The organism is Mesorhizobium sp. M0833, assembly GCF_040319905.1.
Taxonomy (GTDB): domain Bacteria; phylum Pseudomonadota; class Alphaproteobacteria; order Rhizobiales; family Rhizobiaceae; genus Mesorhizobium.
In genome coordinates, this window is sequence record NZ_JAMYOQ010000040.1 from 25,179 (window position 1) to 45,835 (window position 20,657).

General features: G+C 63.0%; 15 protein-coding genes and 1 pseudogene. 6 read left to right on the forward strand and 10 right to left on the reverse strand.

Going from position 1 to position 20,657, the window contains the following annotated elements:
• Positions 1 to 77 precede the first annotated feature (77 nt).
• Positions 78 to 1,247 (forward strand): acyl-CoA dehydrogenase family protein, encoded by a 1,170-nt coding sequence (locus NKH98_RS29095; protein ID WP_352903674.1) that lies wholly within the window; start codon positions 78 to 80, stop codon positions 1,245 to 1,247.
• A 114-nt stretch (positions 1,248 to 1,361) separates the two neighbouring features.
• Here NKH98_RS29095 and NKH98_RS29100 read toward each other — a convergent pair whose 3' ends face one another.
• The 8 genes from NKH98_RS29100 to NKH98_RS29135 form a co-directional block, all read right to left on the reverse strand.
• The gene (locus NKH98_RS29100) at positions 1,362 to 2,201 is read right to left on the reverse strand and encodes a class I SAM-dependent methyltransferase (protein ID WP_352903676.1); all 840 of its coding nucleotides are present in this window, start codon (positions 2,199 to 2,201) and stop codon (positions 1,362 to 1,364) included.
• A 28-nt stretch (positions 2,202 to 2,229) separates the two neighbouring features.
• Positions 2,230 to 3,546 carry a lipopolysaccharide biosynthesis protein gene (locus NKH98_RS29105; protein ID WP_352903678.1) on the reverse strand — a complete coding sequence of 439 codons (1,317 nt, stop codon included), beginning with the start codon at positions 3,544 to 3,546 and terminating at the stop codon, positions 2,230 to 2,232.
• Positions 3,537 to 4,814, reverse strand: coding sequence for a glycosyltransferase family 4 protein (locus tag NKH98_RS29110; RefSeq protein ID WP_352903680.1), 1,278 nt, complete (start codon positions 4,812 to 4,814; stop codon positions 3,537 to 3,539). Before NKH98_RS29110 ends, NKH98_RS29105 begins: the two co-directional genes overlap by 10 nt.
• Before the next feature lie 14 nt (positions 4,815 to 4,828).
• A complete protein-coding gene (locus NKH98_RS29115; protein ID WP_352903682.1) occupies positions 4,829 to 5,473 on the reverse strand; it encodes a hypothetical protein in 645 nt (214 codons plus the stop codon).
• Between the two features lie 100 nt (positions 5,474 to 5,573).
• Positions 5,574 to 7,544 (reverse strand): putative glycosyltransferase family protein, encoded by a 1,971-nt coding sequence (locus tag NKH98_RS29120; protein ID WP_352903684.1) that lies wholly within the window; start codon positions 7,542 to 7,544, stop codon positions 5,574 to 5,576.
• A 5-nt stretch (positions 7,545 to 7,549) separates the two neighbouring features.
• Positions 7,550 to 8,695 carry a glycosyltransferase family 4 protein gene (locus tag NKH98_RS29125; protein WP_352903686.1) on the reverse strand — a complete coding sequence of 382 codons (1,146 nt, stop codon included), beginning with the start codon at positions 8,693 to 8,695 and terminating at the stop codon, positions 7,550 to 7,552.
• A complete protein-coding gene (locus NKH98_RS29130; protein WP_352903688.1) occupies positions 8,695 to 9,501 on the reverse strand; it encodes a glycosyltransferase family 2 protein in 807 nt (268 codons plus the stop codon). The genes NKH98_RS29125 and NKH98_RS29130 overlap by 1 nt, the downstream gene beginning before the upstream one ends.
• Before the next feature lie 658 nt (positions 9,502 to 10,159).
• Positions 10,160 to 11,800 carry a glucosamine inositolphosphorylceramide transferase family protein gene (locus NKH98_RS29135; protein WP_352903690.1) on the reverse strand — a complete coding sequence of 547 codons (1,641 nt, stop codon included), beginning with the start codon at positions 11,798 to 11,800 and terminating at the stop codon, positions 10,160 to 10,162.
• A gap of 288 nt (positions 11,801 to 12,088) precedes the next feature.
• On the opposite strand from NKH98_RS29135, the gene NKH98_RS29140 reads away from it, so the two are divergent.
• The 5 genes from NKH98_RS29140 (at position 12,089) to NKH98_RS29160 (ending at position 17,605) form a co-directional block, all read left to right on the forward strand.
• The gene (locus NKH98_RS29140; RefSeq protein ID WP_352903691.1) at positions 12,089 to 13,411 is read left to right on the forward strand and encodes a glycoside hydrolase 5 family protein; all 1,323 of its coding nucleotides are present in this window, start codon (positions 12,089 to 12,091) and stop codon (positions 13,409 to 13,411) included.
• Complete coding sequence (locus tag NKH98_RS29145) at positions 13,408 to 13,803, forward strand: glycosyltransferase family 2 protein (RefSeq protein WP_352903692.1); 396 nt, start codon at positions 13,408 to 13,410, stop codon at positions 13,801 to 13,803. Before NKH98_RS29140 ends, NKH98_RS29145 begins: the two co-directional genes overlap by 4 nt.
• A 123-nt stretch (positions 13,804 to 13,926) precedes the next feature.
• Positions 13,927 to 15,099, forward strand: coding sequence for a glycosyltransferase family 2 protein (locus tag NKH98_RS29150; RefSeq protein ID WP_352903693.1), 1,173 nt, complete (start codon positions 13,927 to 13,929; stop codon positions 15,097 to 15,099).
• A complete protein-coding gene (locus NKH98_RS29155) occupies positions 15,100 to 16,716 on the forward strand; it encodes a Rossmann-fold NAD(P)-binding domain-containing protein (RefSeq protein WP_352903694.1) in 1,617 nt (538 codons plus the stop codon). It begins immediately after the preceding gene.
• A 7-nt stretch (positions 16,717 to 16,723) separates the two neighbouring features.
• Positions 16,724 to 17,605, forward strand: coding sequence for an NAD-dependent epimerase/dehydratase family protein (locus NKH98_RS29160; protein ID WP_352903696.1), 882 nt, complete (start codon positions 16,724 to 16,726; stop codon positions 17,603 to 17,605).
• A 412-nt stretch (positions 17,606 to 18,017) separates the two neighbouring features.
• Here NKH98_RS29160 and NKH98_RS29165 read toward each other — a convergent pair whose 3' ends face one another.
• Both NKH98_RS29165 and NKH98_RS29170 read right to left on the reverse strand, forming a co-directional pair.
• Positions 18,018 to 18,749, reverse strand: coding sequence for a class I SAM-dependent methyltransferase (locus tag NKH98_RS29165; RefSeq protein ID WP_352903698.1), 732 nt, complete (start codon positions 18,747 to 18,749; stop codon positions 18,018 to 18,020).
• A gap of 1,382 nt (positions 18,750 to 20,131) precedes the next feature.
• A pseudogene (locus NKH98_RS29170) lies at positions 20,132 to 20,349 on the reverse strand (PHP domain-containing protein); the annotation flags it as partial.
• Between the last annotated feature and the right edge of the window lie 308 nt (positions 20,350 to 20,657).

A 20,657-nucleotide genomic window follows, 5' to 3' on the forward strand; every position in this document is an offset into this window, starting at 1 on the left:
CCGGAAAAAATGGCCTTGGGGAACCAATCCGGACGGAAGCTTTTGCGTTGGGCTGCATAGCAGAACGGGTGAAGTTGATGGACAAAGCTTGGGTAGCGGCGCGCGGACCGGGGCTGCCTTGGGCGGCGGGGGAATATGAGCTCTTACGCGATCAGGTGCGCCGGTTCGTCGAGGAGGAGATCAAGCCCCGTGCGGATCGCTGGGAGGAGGACGGGTTCATTCCCCGTCCGATCCTGCGCCGGATGGGCGAACTCGGCTTCTTCGGCATCCGCTACCCTGCCGAGTATGGTGGTGCCGAGATGGACGCGGTGGCATCCACGATCTTCGCCGAGGAGCTCGGGCGCTCGACTTATGGCGGCGTCGCCGCCGTGACGCTGGTCCATACCGACATGGCTTCCGCGCATGTCTTTCACGACGGGACCAAAGCCCAGCGGGCCCGCTGGATGCCGGGGATTATCAGCGGCGAGGTGATCACCGCGGTCGCGATCACGGAGCCGGATGCGGGCTCGGACGTGAAGGCCATCCGCACGCGCGCGCGCCGAGAGGGCGACTCTTACGTCCTCGACGGCACGAAGGTCTACATTACGAACGGCGTGCACGCGGATCTCTACTGCGTCGCCGCCAAGACCGATCCCTCGGCAGGAAGCCACGGGATCACGATGTTCCTCGTCGAGAAGGGCACGCCAGGCTTCAGCGTCGCCCGCGAGCTGGACAAGCACGGCTGGCGCTCCTCGGATACGGCGGAGCTCATCTTCGACGGTTGCCGTATCCCCGCCGAGAACGTGCTCGGCGCGGAGGGACAGGGCTTCTACTCCATCATGCGCAACTTCCAAAACGAGCGCCTTGTCCTCGCCGGCATGGCGATAGGAGCGGCCGGGGCGGCGATCGATATGACCCTCGCCTGGGTGAAAGCTCGCCGCGCATTCGGGGGCGTCTTATGGGACATGCAGGCGATCCGTGAACGTCTAGCGATGCTCTCTGCGAAGGTGGAGGCAGGCCGCCAGTTTCTCTATGCCACCGCTTGGCGCATGGCGGCGGACGAAGATTGCCTGCGCGAAGTTTCGATGGTGAAGGCCATCTGCGGCGAACTCGTCAACGAGGTCGCGTATACGTGCGTGCAGTTCCATGGCGCTATGGGCCTCATGCGCGAGAGCCCGATCGAGCGCATAGCGCGTGACGCCCGCGTCCTATCGATCGGCGGCGGCGCGACGGAGGTGATGCTGGAGGTGGTCGCGTCGATGTCGTGAGCCTGATGCGCAGCATCCCACCGCGCCAACCGTCCGGCTCTCCAGTTCGTTTCAACTCGAATACAATTCGTCATGGCTCGGCGGAGTGGAGCACCGGTCTCCGAAGCTGGCCAGTTAAGTGTGGCCGACGGGGCGGGTCGCTACGACCAGGGTTGAAACGCCGAATTTCCGCAAAGCCGTTTTTTCGATCCGTGGCATGAGCCGCCGGTAGGTCGGTATCACGCTAGCCGGCAGCCATTGATAACGCTCCAACACCGGCAGCACATAGTCGACCTTCTGTATCTCGAAGCCCGCCGCAGCCACAATATTCCGCAATTCATGCGGCCAGTAGTTCCGTGCCGCCATAACGCGAGCCGACCACGAACTCGGCAGCCAAGGAAGCAGTGGGATAGGGAAACCGAAATTGCGGCCCAGAAACCGCATCCCATGGCCCTCGAATGGAAACCAGCGATTTGGACTCATCACGACCAGATGACCGCCGGGCCGCAGGACTCGCCAAATTTCGCGCAGCGTGGCCGCCTCATTGGCGACGTGCTCAAGAACCTCATTCAACAATGTCGCATCAACGGACGCATCCGGTAATGGGAAGTCGTCGGTGCAGCAGTGGTATTCGATCGCATCTGGCCGCCGATTAAGCTTCTCATCATTCACCAGCTTGCGAGCGATGGCCTCGTCGATCCTCGATCGTTCAGGATCGACGCCAATGGCTTTCTGGGCACCCCAGGCGACCAGGGCCTCGGTGTAGCCGCCCTCGGCACAGCCGCAGTCGAGCCAGACTCCCTGTAGCAGTCCCAGGTCTCTCAACTTGCCGAGCCTGTAAGCAACATTGCTTCCGATCGCGGTCGAGTCGCCGGGATGGGGGTAGCGTGGCGCAGTACGCGCGCGCGATAAAGAATTCTCGCTTGTCGCGATGACCGGCAGGCCATCCAATTGCGGTCGATAACGTTGCGCCATGAGCGGTGTCTCCTCAAGTCTCAGATGGTTACGCAACCGGCGGCCCTTCGTGCACAGGACCGCCGGCGGAATTCAGGTTCATCGCGAAGGCCAAAGGCAGGGCCGCGCACACGCCCTCGATGCTAACGGCGAGCGTCCAGCCCAGGACCAGGCCTTGAAGTCCGCCAAGCTTCGCCCCCGCGATCACGAGGCACAGCTCCAGCAACCCGCCCAGCGCGAACCAGCGAGATGCCTTGCGCATCCTGTCGCCCAGCCGCGCCAGCGTGCAGGCATGAAATTTGAGCGTTGATCCCAACAGGCTGAAGCCGAGGAAGCGCAGGCTCGAACCGGCGATCTCAGGATAGGCCGGATTGAAGACCGCAAGGATCTCCTGCGAATAGGTGAAGACGAAGACGGCGCAGACCAGCGAGAAGAGCAATGACGCCGTCAGCGACATAAGGATGTCGCGTCTCGATTGTTTCGGGCTTGTTCTGACCACGGGGAACAGGATCGTGGCCATGGCTGCGGGAATCAACGAGGCCAAGGAGACCAGCATCCACAACGGCATGAAGGCGGCATTGGTGGTCGGCGACAGGAGAACCAGCACAAGGTAGGGCATGATGGTGCCCGGGGCCTGCAAAGCCACATCGAGCGCGTAGTGGTCGAACACCTTGCGTCGGAGCGTATGCAGCAGCTGGAAATCAGGGGTCCCAAAGAGGCGACGCGCGCCGCCCCGGGTCAAGAGATCGACGCCGATAGAGGCCGCCAGCAAGCCGGCCACCCAGGTCAGAAGAAGAGCGGCATTGGAGGCGTAGCCGGCGGCCGCGGCGAGCAGCATCAGCTTGAACGTGGAGAACAGCACTTGCCGGATCATCTTGCCTGTGCTGCGCAGGTTGCCCATGAACGCCGTATCGGCCACGATCCCGAGAACGGTCAGGCCGCAGCCGAGGACGAACGTAGCGCCCACGAACAAGCCGTCGATCGGCCCGGTCGGGCTGTTGAGGTACGCCTCCCCGAAGACAAACAACAAGGCCAGGCCGACCGCCAGCGCCACCCCGACGCACGCTGCAGCGGCCACGAGGCCGCGCTCCTTGCCGGGATGCCGGACGATTTCACCCATCAGCAACGTCCCCAGCCCGGCGTCCCCCAGCAGGCCGATGAGCGCCATCACGGACAGGAGGGCGGAGACGTTGCCGATCACCTCAGGCGGAAACAGCCGGGCCGCGAGCCACCAATAGACAAACCCGAGACCGGCCGTTGCAATCGTTCCGATCGCCAGAGCGCCGGAATTCATGACGAACGCGGCGCTCTTTCGAAGCTCCCGGCGCAGGCGAATAATGGCCGTCCCGGCGGGGTCTACCGGCATGACGGCTCTCCCGAACCTTGGTTTGCCGGCACCGCAGGCCTGCTGGCGGCTGGGCGCAGGACGTCCCGGTAGACCTGCTCGATCCGGGTCACGACCGCTCCGGCCTTGAGGCGTCCAACCCTGGCGAGGCTTGTCGTCTCCAGGCGGGCCAGCAAGGCGCGGTCATCCAGAAGTGTCTGCATTGCGTGGGCGAGGGCGTGCGCGTCGCCGGGCGGCACGAGAAGCCCTGTTTCGCCATGATCGACGATATCCGGCATGCCGCCGACGTCGGTTGCGACGACTGCCTTGCCGGATGCCATCGCTTCCATGATGACCGTCGCGCAGGCTTCGGGCCCGACCGACGGCAGCACGCCGAACAGTGAGCGCCGCCATGCATGCATGATGGCGGAATGCGGCCACGTACCGATGACGCGGACGTTCGGCGGAAACTCGGTTGGTGTGTCGGCGGCCCGGCGCCCGATCAGGACCAGCTGCGGCGCCCGCTCCAGGCCGGCATAGGCTTGCAGGAGAACGTCAATGCCCTTGAGGCGCGCCATGTCGCCGACGAACAGGATGAATCCGTCCCCGGGCAGTTCCCGCAGGCAGGGATCTTCCGGGCCAAGCACCCCGACATCGTCGGGCACGAAGTTGGGGATGACCTCGTAGGGGGCGCGGCCTTGGGTGAGTCCGGTGTGATACGCCACCGCGTGGCTCACCGCGATGAAGCGGTCCACCACGCGCCGAGCGGCGAAGCTCGACGCCCAGTTGCCCAACGTGGTCGCGGCTGCCTTCGCAGCCCCGTAATGCCCTGTGGCGCAGGGCAGGCACTTAGCCGGCGCTGGGCCACTGCAGAGATGGGTGCCCAAGTGCATGAAGTTCTTCTTGGCGCAGACAAGGCCGTAGTCGTGGAGCGTAACCACGAGGCGTGCCCCACTCAGAACTTTGAGCGGCAGGAAGGATGCATAGATCCAATTATGGGCGTGGACGATGTCCGGCCTCTCCTGGGCGACCAGCCGCTTCAGGGCCAGCACCAGTTCGGGATCCGGGAAGGGCGGTGCATGCCGGCGCTCCGTATCGGTGTGGAGGCCTGACAGACGCTGGAGCGTGCCGCGCAGGCGATGCACGCGGACCGCGCCGTCCAGCTCGGGTTCGGGCGATCTGGCATGCATCAAGGTGCCGACGCTGACATGATGGCCCCGCTGCGCCAGCGCCGCGCCGAGGTTGCGGACGTGCCGTTCCTCCCCCCCGATCACCGGAGGATAGAACTGCGACAGCAGCAGGATGCGCATGGTCGAGCCTCGTTTCAGATGGGCGGCACCAGCGTCGAAACGCTGCGGTAAAGTCGGTTGTCTGCCGGCCGATAGAGCCGTGCCTCCGCCTTCTGCGGGGTGACCAAAGCGAGCACCGGGATCTCCCGCGCCCAGGTGTCGCCCGGCGCGATGGTGAGCGATCGGAAGATGGCGAACGGTTGCCCGTCGAGGGTGATTTCCAGGTCGAATCGCTGAGGTTGATCCTCGGCGCTCCTGATGCCGACGGTGATCCGGCCGGACTCGCCACTGGCCGACGGCAACAACCAGAACGCGGTGTATTTGAATTCCCGGTAGGCCCCTTCGTCCCGGACGGCCAGCGCATAGGCACCAGTCGCCACAAGCAGCGCTAGCATGAGCGCGGCCCCCTGCCAGAGCCGGACCCGCGCCGGAACCGGCCAGGCTGGCAAATCGGGAGTGTCGCGGCGGCCGGCGGCCACCAGTGCCGCGGCGGCCGTCACGGCCCAGAACCACACCGCCCAGCCGAGCGGCGTAAGGAAGCCTGCGGCGTTCAGGGCAAAGCCCCCGGCGATGCCGGCGGCGAGGCTTGCTCCGACCGCGTAGACGAGGTGTTGCAACGCGGAGGTTGTCCTGACGCCAATGGCCCGCAGCACCGTGTGGCCCGAGACGAGGAACACCATGGGCGCGCCCAGGGCAGTACGGAGGAGCAAGCTGTCGCTGACCGCAACGGCCGCCACCGCGGCCCCCGCCCACAGGCACGGGGCCAGAAGGTCCCACTTGCTACAAATTCTCATGCAATCCCCTCACGTCATAGATGACGATCCAGCCGTTGTCGTAGATGCGGGTGACGCCCTTGACGTCATTGAACTTGAGCAGCGCTGCGCCCGAGAGCGGCGCTCCCTGCCGCGCTTCCCACAGCTGGAAGTAAAAGCCGAGCACCGGCGGAGCCGTAGTCAGGCGCAGGTCAATCAGCAGGAAATCGATGTCGCTTCGCGCCAAGGCCCAAAACTCGTCGGGCCCCAATGTCTCGGCCTCGAAAATTCGCGCGGGATAGACGCCTTCGACGATGGTGGCCCTGACGTCCTGCCGGCCGTAGCCCGCAAGCAGAAGGCGGTTGATGCGGTCGGTGGTGAAGCGGTTGCCAGCACCGAGCCATTCCTTGGCCCAGCGTGCCGTTTCGATCCCCATTGGCTCGATCGATTCGTGATCCGCGGCCACCCTGTAGCGCCCATGGATCGGATTAATCGAAGAGCTCGTGACGCCGCCCAGGACGATGATCACCAGAGCAACGGCCGGTGCGATGCGGCGCCACCCGCGTGGCGTGCGGCCCTGCCAGAAGTGGACGATGCTCACCGCGACGACCAGCCCGACGGCGATGAACACGAACGTTCCCATGCGGTTGCCGATTTCCCATCCAGCGCTGGTCAGTCGGAAGGCGACCGAGACTGGGAGCCCGAAGGCCAGCAAGCTGAGGAGCACGATTCGGCTGTCGCGCCAGCGGCGTTTAAGAATGTCCTGGATCGGACGCCAACCGGAGCGCGGGCCACTCGGCGCTGCCATGGCCAGCGACCGAAAGAATCCGGTTGCCAGTCCGAGGGCCACCAGCAGGAGCGCCAGCAAGGTGGTCAGCCGCATGTAGAGCGCCTTGTCCGGCGCTCCGAGGTGCTCCGACCGCGGGGTGGGCGCGCCGAGGACCTTCCCGAGCAATGTGTCGAAACCGGACTCGATCACCGGGCCGAGATAGCCTGTGAGGGGGATGCCACGGGCCTGCACCCACAGGGACGGCAGGGCTACGGCGAGGATCGCTGCGAGGCCCACGGCAATGCTGGTGTTGATCCGCAGGGGGTCGTGCCGGCGCAAGGCTTCGAGGCCCGCCAGCGCTCCGAAATAGATGGCGGCGAAGGCGGCCGAGAGGTGATGTGTGACCGCGAGGCTAGCCAACAGCAAGGCTATCAGCCCGAGCGACTTCAGCCTCGGTCGCCCGACGAGACCCTTGGACGCTGCTTCGACCGCGAAGGTCAGCACGCACAGCACGATGCCGAGGCTCTCGTAGGAGAACATCGAATCGAACAGGAAGAAGGTTGAGCAGCCCATATAGGCCAGACAGGCGATGGCCGAGATACGCGGCGATCCGGCGATGCTCTCGAGGAACAGAAACAGGGCACCGATGAACGTGCCCTTGAGAATGACCAACAAGAGCGTCCCCGACACGAACAAGGGCAGTCCCGTCAGATCGACGATCGCCGTTGTCAGGATTTCCAGGGCGGGATACGTTGGCCCGATCGGGAAAAGCGGGTTGGACAGGAACAGCCGGCGGGCCGTGATGAGATCCTCGGCCGCGATCCAATGCAAGACCTCGTCGTAACCGATGAAGCTCGTCGGGGAATAGACTATCTTGCAGTAGAACAGGGCTTCGGCAAGCAGGAAGAGCAGGAACAGGCGCTCACCCCGGGCTGCTGTCGGCCAGGCGATGCGAAGGCTGGTCGGAGCGACCAGGAGAACGACACCGGACCAGAAGAGCGGCGGCGCCACGTCATAGCCGCGGCGCCCGGCCGCGTGACCGGCCACGACCAGGAGTAGAGCCGCGGCGGTCGTCAGGCATAGAACCGCGATCCATCCGGAATTGGCGCGTTGCGACGGGGCATCGGCACTGCCGTCGCGAAGGTCGGGACCGACAACGGCCGAGACGAATCGTATCCCGGCCCGGAGCGGGTTGATCCTGGTTCCTGCAGTGAAATGAGCCGGCATCATCAGCCTTACGCCCCGGTCGCAGGAGGCCGCGACATTACGCCGTCGGGGGGCAAGCGGACTCTGGATCGGCTGCTCACGACGTCACAATAAACATCACTCAGCGCTTGGGCGCAGGCATCCCAGTCGGGCAGCGCCAAATTCGGGACCTCCCGATGGGCCTCCAGTTCCTGGGCCATGGCGGCGGCCAGCTCTGCCGGACCGGCGTTGCACGGAATCGCCCGGCACAGGCCTTTGGCGGCCAGCTCCCGCAGACCGGACGTGTCGCTGACGAGGACCGGACGGCGCAGCGACAGGGCTTCCATCACAGCGATCGGATGGGCTTCGTATTCGCTGAACAGCACGAATAACGCGGCGCCCGCCAGGAGGTCAGCCATTTTCTGCCGCTCGGATCCGGGGATGCCCGTAATGGTGACCCGCTTCTCGAGGCCGAGCGTCGCGACGAGGCGCCGCAATTCTCCCTCGTACGGGCCTGTTCCAACGATGTGCAGTCGCACGTCCGGTACCCGGCGGATCAGTTCGGGCAAGGCCGCGATCGCCCGGTGATGGCCCTTGTAGCGCTCCAGCCTGCCGCCCGAGACGATCAGGTGAGGATCGACCTGGACGCCGGGACTCGCAACTGGCATCGCAGCGCCGTTCGGGATGACGACAAACCGTTCCCGCGGCATGCCCATCCTCACGCTGAAGAAGTCGGCTTCGAATTCGGAGACGCCGATCAGCCGCGCGGCCCGGGCCACCAGCGGCCGGAGCAGCGCCTGCTGTGTGCCGCGGACGGCGTTGCGCAGCCGGGAGGAATGCCCGCCGCTGTGGAAGGTCAGGATGAACGGAAGGTCCCCGCGGACGGCCGCCAGCAGCCCGATCGGCGCCACGAAGCTGTTGTAGCCTTGGAAATGGATCAGATCCCAAACCCCGCGCCGGATCGCGGTATAAATGCCGGGCGCAACATAGAGGTCCCGTCCCCTCGGCCAGGCCCGCACACGCCGCACGCGCATGCCGCGCACGTCCTCCTCAACCGGCAACTCCCCCGAGGGATCGGTGGTGAGCACGTCGACGGCGTGGCCGCGCGCCGCCAAGCGGGGACCGACTTCCTGGATGTGAGTTTCGATGCCGCCTATGAGGGGGTAGCAGCGAGCGGCAACCATCAGGACTCGCATCAGGTCTGTCCACCGGCAACACAGGCTGTCGCGCTCCGCCTGCGCTGTTGGTGCACCCTCTCGCGCAGGATGGTTTTCAGGACGCGCCAGCCGTCCGGCATGGCGCGCAGATGGCTCACACCGCTGATGCGCGGAGCCTCGAAACTCGCCACCTCGACAATATTGAGGTGGTTCTTCAACGCCCGCACGTTGATGAGGGTCTCGATCTCGAACCCATCGCAATCGCAGTCCAGGGTGGCGACGTGCTTGGCCCAGAAGGCTATGTATCCGTAGCAGAGATCGGAGAACCAACCGCCATAGAGCAGCCGCACGACCAGGGTCAGCCCCTTATTGCCGAGCATCCGGAACAGCGACATGTCGTCGGTGCCGGCGCCCTGGATGAAGCGTGAACCCTTGACGAGATCCGCGCCGGCCATCAGCGCACTGACAAAGACGATCGCCTCCTCCGGCACCATGGAGCCGTCAGCGTCCAGCATGACGATGATGTCGCCTGTGGCGGCCAGGAATCCCGCTTGCAGCGCAGCACCCTTGCCCCGCCGGGGCTCCATCACAACTTTCACGTCCTCTCGCAGACGGCGCGCGACCGCGACCGTGTCGTCAGTCGAACGACCATCCACAATAATGATCTCATGCGCCCAATTGGGGATGCGCGGCAGAAGCCACGGGAGGTTCTCGGCTTCATTGAGCGTCGGGACGACGAAGCTGACTCGGGGCAGAGTCAGTGATCCCCGTATCGCGACATTTACCGGGTCAGGCGGCGATGCAACACCGACAGGGGCGAGGATGCTGGGGAGACGGGCGTTCATGGCAGCGCTTCGAGGTCGTACGTTGGGACCCATCCGGGGGGCATATTGTGCTTCCATGACTCCATGAGCTCGCCGAAAATCCGGTGCCCCACCTCGCGCGCACGCAAATGCGCGGCCAGCGACAAGCCGCAGCGGCCAGCTCCAATGACCGCCACATCCACGGATGTGCTTGATCCAACCATATGCGGACTCCCGGCCATTATGAAATGAAGATGAAATGGAAGAAGATCGTTACCCTTGTGGCCCCCTATTCTTGGTTTCGTTATGCGACGATTACTTATACAGATCTGAGATTACTTATACAGATCTGAAATGGAAGGACTATATATGGTTAGGAAAAGAAAATAGATGATTAGCTATTTTTGGGTATCTCTTCGGGTTATTTTCAGCCATACGACCAGCGCGGATAGTACGGCAGCGGCACCGATCACCTTCAGCAGCTGCGTTGGCAGCGTTGCCTACCCGGTTAGACTGGGTCCACCTTCAACCCCAGCGAGGACATTCATCGACCCGCCGGCTGGGACTAGCTCACAGCGACAATTTCTACCGAGCGAGCCGCAGAAGGCCGCGAGGGTCGCCGGCGCGAAGAAATGAACGTCCAGCGCAACGCTGACTTGCCACAGGCCGGAAGCCGCGAAGTCCAGGTGGGCTCGCTCCTTCATTCGGCCGTGATTTCCGAGCTTAAAGCGCGCCCGGCCCTTCGCAGGCCGGGCACATTGTGCTCGACCGCCTGGCTACGGGTAGCTAACCCGGGCGAAACCGGCCAAGAGAGGGACTGCCCACGCGGTCCCGAGACCGGCGCGTCGGGTACCAGCAAACGATACGAGGTCGTGACCTCTCGCAAACCCCGGATATGCCCGAACACGTCGATCACCTCCAGGCCAGACCGGCGGTTGTAGGTGTGACACCCCAGCGCTCCGGACCAAATGCGACCGACGGGGACCTGGGCAAACTCCGACGCGCCGAGCGCATCGATCTGGCAGAACGTCACCGCGCCGCCATAGCCGCGCGCGCAGTCTTGGACCGGGCGTAGCGTGCGTCCGCCGTGTCGAATGACGGCGCCTGCGGGGCGGCTGAGCCTTGCATCGAGCAGGACGGGGTTGGCGGCATGGGGTGTCCAAGACCCGGTCAGGCTCTCGGCACGGTAGAGGCTGAGGACATCCCAGGATGTGGACCTCCAAAGCCTTGGGCTGACGAAAAACCAAAAGCCGCCCTCGTGCCAGAGCGGCGTGGTATCGTAGCCCTCGATGCCTTCCATGAGGTAGGCCTCCCGCGTCCAACGGTAAGGGAATTCCACTGCCCTGTAGAGGCTGACATTCCTGGCCGCCCCCGATTCGGGGATCATCCAGATCTGCCCATCCTGCTCGAAGACGAACGGGTACGAGAGGTGATGCGGTTCCTCCACGACGATCCGGGATGCGCCGGCTGTCCCGTCCCGGTTCACTGTCACGACCGCAATGCACCCCCGGTTCTTCGAGTAGAGGTACTGTTCGACAAAGATGAAATCCTGCCCCCGGTGCCGGAACGGGAACGGGTCGGCAAGGTAGCTGTCGGCATTTCCGGTGAGCACCCGGAAGGCCGCTTCGCCTTTGTCGAGCAGGCTCGCCGATTCATCGAAGCGCCAGCCAATCCCCCACATCCTCCCGCCCCTCGCCAGGACGTCCAAAAGCCCGATCGCCTTCGATCCAACCGTGCCGGTCGCCCTTGCAACCGCCGAAAGCGCGCCAAACGAAGGCACTGCCGTCCGTGGACTGGGGACACCGGACGCAGCTGAACCGGTTTCCTCGCACAGGGCTTTGAGGATCAGCGGCACAGCGCAGGAAAGGGCGCTGTCGAGCCTCGCTGCCAACACTTCATGGTCTACACTGGCCGGACGCGCCGTCCACGGCCGCAACGGGCGCGCCGTGTCATGCAGGTCGATGAGAAGATCCTGATGATTCATCCAGGCCGCCACGACTCCGATCTCGCCGGGTGCGCTGTTGAAGACCGGGGTGAGCACGCGCCGCCCTGCCGGGAGCGATTCCGCCGCGCTCAAATCAATCACCACATCCACTTGGTCGGCCGGGGGCGGCGGCAGGCACCGCAGCGCCGCCTCGACGGGGTCGATGGCGCCGTTCCCACGAAAGCCATAGACCAGTCGTTCGAGTTCGAGCAGCAGACGGCAGATTAGCGGCAGCGGGCGGCGACCGGCCGCCAAGGCGCAGGAGACTTCGTTGCCGGGCACCTCAGCAAGCGCTTCTGCCAGCCAGAGGTGCCACCGCAGTAGCCGGGACGGATCGAGACTCAGGCAAATGCGCATTGTTGTTCTCACGGCGGATTTCAAAAGGACGCCAGCTCACCTCAGGCGATCGCCTGCACGGACTCCGCCGCTGGTCGGCGAGCCAAAGGCGGCAGATGGAAAGCCGCAGCGAGAGGATGGTTTCCACCTGCTGCGGTTGCGGGGGCTCGCATGTAGGGGCCGAACACTTGATTGGGAGATACCTGACAGCACGGGTCCATACTCGAGCGGCTGGAAGCGGCAAGCACCACTATGCCCGAACGACGCCGGGCTGTGCGAGGTCAGAGGAGGTAATCCCTAGGGGTTCTTGTGCTGTGGCTCCGGCAAGGGTCATGTGGAGGGATGATTATCGATTGGCAACGGGCGAAATACGGACTGCGCAAGGCATGGTTGTGTGCGCTCGTGTTCGCGTTCGTATCCGTTTCGGCAGTCGTGAGCGCCGCGGATGATCCGTCGGCAACGTCCTTCATCAAGACTTCCGGAACGAACTTCACCTTGGACGGCAGGCCGTTCTTCGTGACCGGCGTAAACAACCACTATCTGACCTACGGGTCGCCGGATGAGGTCACCCGCGTTCTCGACGACGCGGTGGCGATGGGCGCCAATGTAGTCCGCACCTTCCTCCAGCCGGTGATCGGGTCGCTCGACGGAAGCAAGCCTACGATCTGGGATTGGCGCCTTGAAGGCGAAGCCAGCAATCTCGCGGTCAAGGGCACGTACCTGCTCTACTGGGACCCGAGCCAAAACAGGATGGCGGTCAATGACGGCCCCGACGGCATGCAGAAGGTTGATTTCCTCATCGCCGAGGCCGGCAAGCGACGCCTGAGGCTGATCATCGCCGTCCTGGATTTCTGGGCCTTCACAGGCGGCGCCCAGCAGATGCGGGCCTGGTATGGGAGCCGGGACGCCCCAGGCGTGCAGAGCCAGTACAACACCGACCTCAGCAAAGAGAAGTCGGAGTTTTTCTTCCAGGATCCGCGCACCAAGCGCGACTACAGGACCTGGGTCAGCCATGTCGTGCAGCGAGTCAACCCGCTCACCGGGCTCGCCTACCGGGATGATCCGACCATCATGGCCTGGGAGCTAATGAACGAAGGCAATGCGCAGCCGGAGGCCTTACGATTGGCTTGGACCAGCGAAATGACGGCCTACGTGAAGTCGCTCGATCCCAACCATCTCGTCACCTCAGGGCACGCTAACGTTGAGTCGAAGCTATCGGATCTGACGATCCCGACTCTCGATTTTGGGACCTGGCACGGCTACCCGCTCTACTACAAGCTCACCGTCCAGCAGTTCGACAGCTTGATCACCGAGTTCTGCCGGTTGGCAGTTCGCGCCGGAAAGCCGGTGCTTCTGGAGGAGTTCGGCTATGCCCGCTCCAATGAGAACTTTGCCCAGGCTTACGCGATGTGGCTCGACACGCTGACGCGCGAACGCAACTGCGCCGGCTGGATGGTGTGGCGGCTGGTGTCGCGGCAGGACAGCGGGCGCTATCCCGTCGACGAATATGACAAGTTCGATATTCACAACGACGGAGGTCCGCTCTGGAACATCCTCAAAGCCGCCACGGCTCGGGCGACGCAGACACGCGAAACCAGCCCGGCCTCAGAACCCAGCCGGCAGTTGCCATGACCGAAGCCTCCGTCGTGATCTGCGCCGACACACTCGATCGCTGGGACGATTTGAACGCGGCCATCGCGTCGGTGCGCCGCCAGACCTGCCCGGCCCGCGAGATCATCCTCGTCGTCAACAACGATGAGGCGCTCTTGGAGCGCGCCCGGCGCGAGATCGAGGGTGTCGTCGTTGCACCTAATACCAACGTGCGTGGACTGTGCGGCGGTCGCACGACGGGAGCCGGATTGGCGTCCGCGCCGGTCGTGGCGTTTCTCGATGACGATGCGATCGCCGATGAGCGCTGGCTGGACGAGTTGCTGATGCCCTACGCCCACCCGCGCGTGCTTGGCGTCGGCGGCCGCCTCGAGCCTCTGCGGCGCAAACCTCGGCCCTGGTGGTTTTTATGCTGAAAACCGGCTTCCGGGTAGGTCGAATCCCGCAGGGAAGCCTGGCTTTTCAAAAACCAAGACCATCGCACCGTCTATCGAAGAGTTTGGGCAGACATTGGCAGCTCAAGTCGGGAGAATTGCTAGATGCGTATTCTGATGCTTGCGCAATCCTATATGCCGATTGGCGTTGGCCAGCGGGGCCACGTCCGGAACCGAAGTGTCGGTCTCGCCCGCCGCGGTCATGACGTTGCCGTTGCCACAACCGGCCAGCCTGGATCCAAAACCGGGCAGCCCGAGGATGGCGTCAGCAGCGAACGCCGGCAGGTCCTGCCCCACCCTAGGATCTCAGTGATTATCTGTGCCTACACCGAGGACAGATGGGAGCTGATGCTTCAGTCGGTGGCCTCGGTTCAGGAGCAGACCTTGCAACCCTGCGAGATCATAGTATGCGTCGACCAGCCCCTGTTCCGCCGTTGTGCCGCCTACTGGGCTGACTTCGCCGCATCCACCCCTCCGCTACGGGTGATCCAGAACAAGTATGACGGGCACCTGGGGTCGGCCCGAAACACGGCAGCCGAGGCAGCTGCCGGAGAGATCCTGGCGTTCCTGGATGATGATGCAGCGGCCGACAAGGACTGGCTCGAGATTCTCACCGACCCGTACCAGGATGAGCGCATCGGCGCCGTCGGCGGGCGTCCCATACCGGTCTTCGAGGCTGGCCGCCCGGCCTGGTTCCCTGTGCAGTTCGATTGGGTGTTCGGATGTGCGTATGATGGCCTTCCGACTAGCCGAGGCCCTTTGGCGCACCTCATAGGAGCCAACATGTCGGTACGGCGGTCCCTCCTCGAGCAGGTGGGAGGGTTCCATTCCGACAAACACGATGACATGGACATGTGCCACCGCGTGGCGCACATCAAGGGCAGTGAGGCGGTCATCTATGAACCGGCGGCGACTGTCCGCCACTTTGTACCCGCCTCACGGCCGACCTGGAAGTACTTCTGGCGCCGCTGCTTCTTCGTCAACAAGGGGAAGGTCGAGGCCTTTTCCCAGATGGGCGACGCCGCTACTCTGGGCGCAGAGGCCCGCTTCGTCTGGTACGCGCTGACCAAGGGCGTACCGCGGGAGATTTTGCAAGCGGCCAAGGGTGACGGCCATGGGCTGGCCCGGTCCGCGGCGATAGTCGTGGGTGTGGGGCTGGCCGCGGCAGGCCACGTCGCCGGCCGGATCGAGCTGGTGCGGCGCTTGCGCCGGCGGCGCCAACAGGCAACCAAGCAGATACTGGATACAGCCACGCAAGGCGATAGGCGCGGGAAGTAAATGCCGTCTTCGATAGTCATTGGTTCGGGTCCGGCTGCAGCCGCCGCCGTGTTGGCGCTGTCCGAGAAGCCGGACGAGAAGATAACCGTGTTCGATCCAGGCACCGTGCTCGACGCCGAGACGCAGGAGGTAATCTCCAGGCTGTCAAAGCTGCGTGTCGACGACTGGGATGCGGAGGACGTCCGCCGGGTCAGCCTGCAGCCCAAGCAGGTCCGGTCCGATTCGCTACCTGAAAAGAGAAGCAACGGATCCGATTTCCCCTTTGTCAACAAGGGCCAGCTCGACGGCGTCCACTCCCAGGGTAGAGTCAACTCAGCTGTCATATCCAGCGCCTACGGGGGGTTCAGCAATGTCTGGGGGGCCCAGATCATGCCCTTCAGCGCCGCCACGTTCAAGGGATGGCCGTTCGGCTTCTCGGATATGGAAGAGCACTACCGCACCGTCCTGGGTCACATTCCTTTCGCCGGAGAGTCCGACGATCTCGAGGAGTGGTTCCCGCTCATCGGATCCCCGGACCCGCTTCCGCCGCTGGCGCCGCGGACGCAGATGGTCCTGGCCAACTACGACCGGCATCGCGATCGTGTGCGCTCCACGGGAATAACGATAGGCCGCGCCCGCCTCGCCTTCTCAGCGCCCGAATGCCAGCCCTGCGGCCTATGCATGACTGGGTGCCCGCGGTCGCTGATCTTTTCGGCCTCGCACAGCTTCGATCGCTTCAGGCGCAGCGGGAGGATCGACTACCACAGCGGGCTGCTCGCGGTGCGAGTCGACCAGGAGCGCGACACGGCCGTCGTGCAGGCCCGGGAGCTGTCCAGCGGCCGGATCCAGCGATTCACAGCCGACCGGGTCTTCGTGGGCTGCGGAGCAATCGGGACCACCCGGCTGATCCTGGGCTCGCTCGGATCGGACCAGCCGGTCCATCTTTCGGAATCGGCTCAGTTCGTTCTTCCAATGATCTCCATGAAGCCGACCCCCGACCCACGGACAAGGCGCGAGTTCACACTCAACCAGTTCAACATGGTCATCGGCCGGGACGAGGAGGGCTTCGATGTCTCACAGATTCACTTCTATCCATTCAACCAGGCGTACTATGATGCGCTGCCCGCCCTCCTCCAACACCGCGCCGCCGCCTTCGCGACGGATCGGCTCCTCAGCCGGTTGACGGTAGGCCTGGGCTACTTGCCGTCCTGGGCATCACCCAAGGTCCGGGTCACCGCCCAGCTGTCCGCAGCTCCCGATGAGCTACCCCAGATCACCCTCACTTCGGAGGGCTTCAGCGAGGCCAAGGTCAGGGGCAAAGACGTGCCTCCGATGCTCCCTGACGTAATAAAGCGGATCCGCAGGGCGGCACCTTACCTTGACTTGTGGCCAGTCACGCCGCAGATGCTGTGGTCGGGCGCGGCCAAGAGCTACCACTTTGGCGGCAGCTTTCCCCACGCCAATGAGCCGGATTCTGGGAGTGCGACGACAGACCCCCTCGGGCGGCTGGCGCGCTGGGACCGGATTCATCTCATCGACGGGTCGGTTTTCCCAAATGTTCCGGCTACTACCTTTACCCTGACTGTGATGGCCAATTCGCATCGCATCGCCTGCGAAGCGATGCAGCTGACGGGTTGAGCGTTCAATGCGGGTCGGAATCACCGGAGCCAACGGATATGTCGGGACCATCCTGCGTGCCGCCTTCGCCGAAGAAGGGCATGAGGTCATCGCGTTCGCCCGTTCGAACCGGGTGACCTCCGAATCTGCCGCCGCGATGGTCGGCGTCGCCGAGTGGCGCCCATACGAGATCAAGCGCCCGCCGTCGGGCGCCGCATTCAGCGACCTAGATGTGCTCATCCACGGTGCATGGGACCTGACTCTCGTCAACGCCGGCGATGTGTGGGGTGTCAATGTGTCCGGCTCGCAGCACCTTCTACGCAATGCCGCCGACGCAGGGGTTCGCCGGGTCATTTTTATCTCCTCGATGTCCGCTTATAAGGGAACCCGACAGTTATACGGCCAGGCGAAGCTGGCCTGCGAGCGCACCGCCAGCAGTCTGGGAGGTGTCTCCACCCGGCTCGGACTGGTGTACGGCCCCGGTTGGGGCGGGATGGCAGGTGCGCTCCGCAAGCTCACCAACCTGCCGGTCACACCTCTCATCGGCGCGCGCTCCCACCAGTTCACCGTGCATGAGGCGGACCTGGCAGCCGCCATGGTGCGTATTGCCGAGTCGGACATGCCCCTGCCGGAACCGGTAGGGCTGGCCAACCCCGAACCGGTGCCGTTCCGACGGCTCATGAAAGAGATCGCCGCGTCACAAGGCAGAACACTGCGCGCCGTCCCCGTGCCCTGGCAGTTTGTCAGTGGCGTCCTCAAGGCAGCTGAGGCCCTGCATGTCCCCCTACCCTTCCGATCCGATTCCATCCTTGGGCTCGTGCACCCGGCGGCAGGGGTTCCCGGTGTACAGCGGCTCAAGCAACTCGGAATCGAGTTTCGGAGCTTCTCGCTGGACGGCGATCGACCCTAAACAGTATGGGAGATCCCCCGGCCTTGCGAGTGACCGTAGCAGTTTGACGTTTTCCGGGGACCACTGTCAACTTTGCCTTTGTGAGCCTCCACGCACACAAAAGGTCAGTTCGCGCTAGACGAGTTTGAGTACCAGCCGAGACTACAAATTGCCACGTCGCTTCATGCTGAAGTATCAGCGCAAGAGGTGGTATGGGCATCTGCGCAAGCACCGTGGCGAGGTTCCGCGAATAGCGAATTCATGCGGTCGGTGCGATCGCAAGGAGCAAGCCGACCCGATCTCGGGAACACCCGACATTGCTGAAGATCGCCGGCGTCGAGCAAAATACGATACTGCAGCGTCTCGCCCTCGGGTCTCGCCATCTCTCCCTTGCTGCCACTTGGAGTCGGTTGTTCTGACGCCTAACACGGCCTCAGCTAGTGAGGACCATCAGTGAGGCGCCGCCGAGTAAGCGCACCGACAGATCCTCTCCGGCAATAGTCCGGACAATGCGTCGTGCGGCGCTACCGAGGATGGCTGTCGTGGTTCGCCATTCGGGATGGATCAGCAGGACATCTTCCGTCCTAGTGTACTGTGCGTCGATAATCTTAAACCCTGTGTCGCGCAGAGTCGCTAGAGCTGTTGCCCGATCAAAGTAATGCAGGTGACCGACCTCCTTGCGTTGCTTAAGGTGCTGACCGCGCAGAAGGCCTAAGATACTGATATCGAGAGGAATATGAAACGCATAGTATTTCGAATGTCCTCTGAGCCTCCGAAGAAAGCCAATATAGTCATCGATGTGCTCGAAAACATCAATGCACAAAAGAAGATCATAATTTTCGTTGGTTTGCAGGAAGTCGCTGCAGTGAAATCTTAGGTTTTTTCTTTCTCGCTGCTTCGCCAAATTTATAGCATAGGGAGCGATGTCGTAGCCGATGGCCTCTGAGTCACGGAAGATATCGTGTTGAAGAAGGGCATTCAGAACGCCTCCCGTCCCGCAACCTGTGTCTACGATTTTCTGGCAACTGATGTTGTTGGCGCGCACGATCTTGGCGATGTTCGCGGCCTTAACACCGCCGTCTTCGTCATGCCAAGTCGGATTGGCAGCGGCATAATCTTTTCCGGTATAGAGGTCATTACTTGACATCATCTCTGCCCATTTCATTATGCTTGAGCCAGATTAAGTTGCCTCTTCGAATGCTTCGACCCAACAATTGCTTGTGGCTTTGAATGAAAACGACCAGCGATCGAAATCTCTGCATGGCCCCAAGGGGACTCCAAAGTCGTCCCTGTTGATCGAACTTCACATTTTGGGAATGAACGAATCTTAGGACGGCACCGGCCCCCCTTGAGGTCGCTCCAGAGTTCTAGAGTTCCTCCCTTGCCCGGGCTGCACGTTAGGTGCGAATCGCGCACCTCGGAAAAGTGGGCGCAACCGGATAAAAACAAAACCTAGTCATTACAAATGTAACGACACCCTCGATGCCGTCAAGCCGCCAGGCTGCGACGCTTCCGGGGCAGGCACCCCTCAAGCAGGCGGCCCATCTGAGGTAGCTCATAAGAAGAACCAAACTCTTCACTCCACAGCGACGCTGCCGGTAGAATGTTGTCGCCGATCAGTGACAGGCGATGCCGCATTGTCCCTGCGCGTTCTGAACGAAAACGGCCAATTCTGGGTGCGGTCAATCTAGCCTGCATTGGGCTGCGCTCGATAACGGTGCCAGGTTCCACCTTCGCTCATTGTCGGATGATGGGGACACCGCCGCCCCGTGCCGCCGGCGACGTCGCTCAGCAGGCCGAGCTTGGCGGTCAGCACGTATAGCCTGATAGCCGAATCTCTTAGGGAAGCTTTGAGCATTCAGGAATCATCCAATGATACCGATACAGGATTTGTGGCAGTGACTTGTCGGGGGGCCCGCTCGGAGGGCGGCATCGCAACGATCTTCGTTCGGCTATGCAGACTTTCACTCGATCAAGGCCTGATCCCGGGAATAATGAGGCACCTCCGGAGGATCGGCATCGACACACCGCCCCAAGACCACCTCGCTGGATAATGCCGCCACCGCCACCAGCCGGAGGTTTCCCAATTACGAACATCAGGAGCACTTCCTCGCATCACCGGCTGGCGTGGCCCAGCTCGGAAAACCATTGTTTGGTCCCGGCGAACAGCTTCGCTGAGTACGAACCCGAGCCGAGCCCGGTAACCAAAAAAAACGTGTCTGGTTTGCCCTCAATGAGGTATGTGGATGACATTCAACGGCGACCGACGGACGCAGTCCAAACCCTTGCCCGGACCGCACTACGTTTATGGCTTCCTCACGACGGCGCTGAACGAGCCGATCCATCCCAAGGTCATGCCGTGATCACACCACGGATGATAGCACGACGTTTGGATGTGGGTGCGACATGGGATGAGGCGAAGGCGTTGCTGCAGCCGGATGATGCGCGCGGCGAGGACAAAAAGGGGCAGGCAGCAGCCTTAAACCGACTGAGACCTCTATAACCTCATGGCCTATGGTCGCATCGAGGCCCACCCGCCGCGGCGCACTATGTGCGCCGATCCTTAGTGGGGATTGTCGCTAGATCGACCCCAATCTCTTTGCGTTCGGCGAGAAGGTCAAAGGCGCGCTTCACGCAGGTGAGCATGCCGAGAGCGAGCACATCGACTTTCGTGAACCTCAGGAGGTCGATGTCATCCTTGTCCCTTTCGATCACCTGCGATCGATCATGGCAGCCGGTTCGATCGGGACGGGTTCGTCGACCCGCACCGCCTGCGCGGGGTTAAACTGCGGAGCGCCTTGACCGTTTTTAGGATCGCCGTTGGCGTCGCCGCACAGGCGAGCGCAGTGCAATTCAGTCCGGATCAGCAAAATGGGGCTACCCCTGAGGAACGATCGCGGATCGGAGAAAACCATGCGATGAATTCAGAATGACGCATGAGACGCATGACCTTAACGACGAGCGCAGAGCTTAACGCCAAGCCCGGTCGAACTCCCGGCTCTCTAGCGGTCAAGGCTTGTAAATGGAAGTTGTCATTGCACAATCCCGAAGACTTAAGGCGCCAAAGCTTACG

Excerpts from the sequence above, each read along its gene's own strand:
- NKH98_RS29095 (WP_352903674.1), top strand. The coding sequence starts at position 78 with ATGGACAAAGCTTGGGTAGCGGCGCGCGGACCGGGGCTGCCTTGGGCG.
- NKH98_RS29100 (WP_352903676.1), bottom strand. The coding sequence starts at position 2,201 with ATGGCGCAACGTTATCGACCGCAATTGGATGGCCTGCCGGTCATCGCG.
- NKH98_RS29105 (WP_352903678.1), bottom strand. The coding sequence starts at position 3,546 with ATGCCGGTAGACCCCGCCGGGACGGCCATTATTCGCCTGCGCCGGGAG.
- NKH98_RS29110 (WP_352903680.1), bottom strand. The coding sequence starts at position 4,814 with ATGCGCATCCTGCTGCTGTCGCAGTTCTATCCTCCGGTGATCGGGGGG.
- NKH98_RS29115 (WP_352903682.1), bottom strand. The coding sequence starts at position 5,473 with ATGGTGTTCCTCGTCTCGGGCCACACGGTGCTGCGGGCCATTGGCGTC.
- NKH98_RS29120 (WP_352903684.1), bottom strand. The coding sequence starts at position 7,544 with ATGATGCCGGCTCATTTCACTGCAGGAACCAGGATCAACCCGCTCCGG.
- NKH98_RS29125 (WP_352903686.1), bottom strand. The coding sequence starts at position 8,695 with ATGCGAGTCCTGATGGTTGCCGCTCGCTGCTACCCCCTCATAGGCGGC.
- NKH98_RS29130 (WP_352903688.1), bottom strand. The coding sequence starts at position 9,501 with ATGAACGCCCGTCTCCCCAGCATCCTCGCCCCTGTCGGTGTTGCATCG.
- NKH98_RS29135 (WP_352903690.1), bottom strand. The coding sequence starts at position 11,800 with ATGCGCATTTGCCTGAGTCTCGATCCGTCCCGGCTACTGCGGTGGCAC.
- NKH98_RS29145 (WP_352903692.1), top strand. The coding sequence starts at position 13,408 with ATGACCGAAGCCTCCGTCGTGATCTGCGCCGACACACTCGATCGCTGG.
- NKH98_RS29150 (WP_352903693.1), top strand. The coding sequence starts at position 13,927 with ATGCGTATTCTGATGCTTGCGCAATCCTATATGCCGATTGGCGTTGGC.
- NKH98_RS29155 (WP_352903694.1), top strand. The coding sequence starts at position 15,100 with ATGCCGTCTTCGATAGTCATTGGTTCGGGTCCGGCTGCAGCCGCCGCC.
- NKH98_RS29160 (WP_352903696.1), top strand. The coding sequence starts at position 16,724 with ATGCGGGTCGGAATCACCGGAGCCAACGGATATGTCGGGACCATCCTG.
- NKH98_RS29165 (WP_352903698.1), bottom strand. The coding sequence starts at position 18,749 with ATGAAATGGGCAGAGATGATGTCAAGTAATGACCTCTATACCGGAAAA.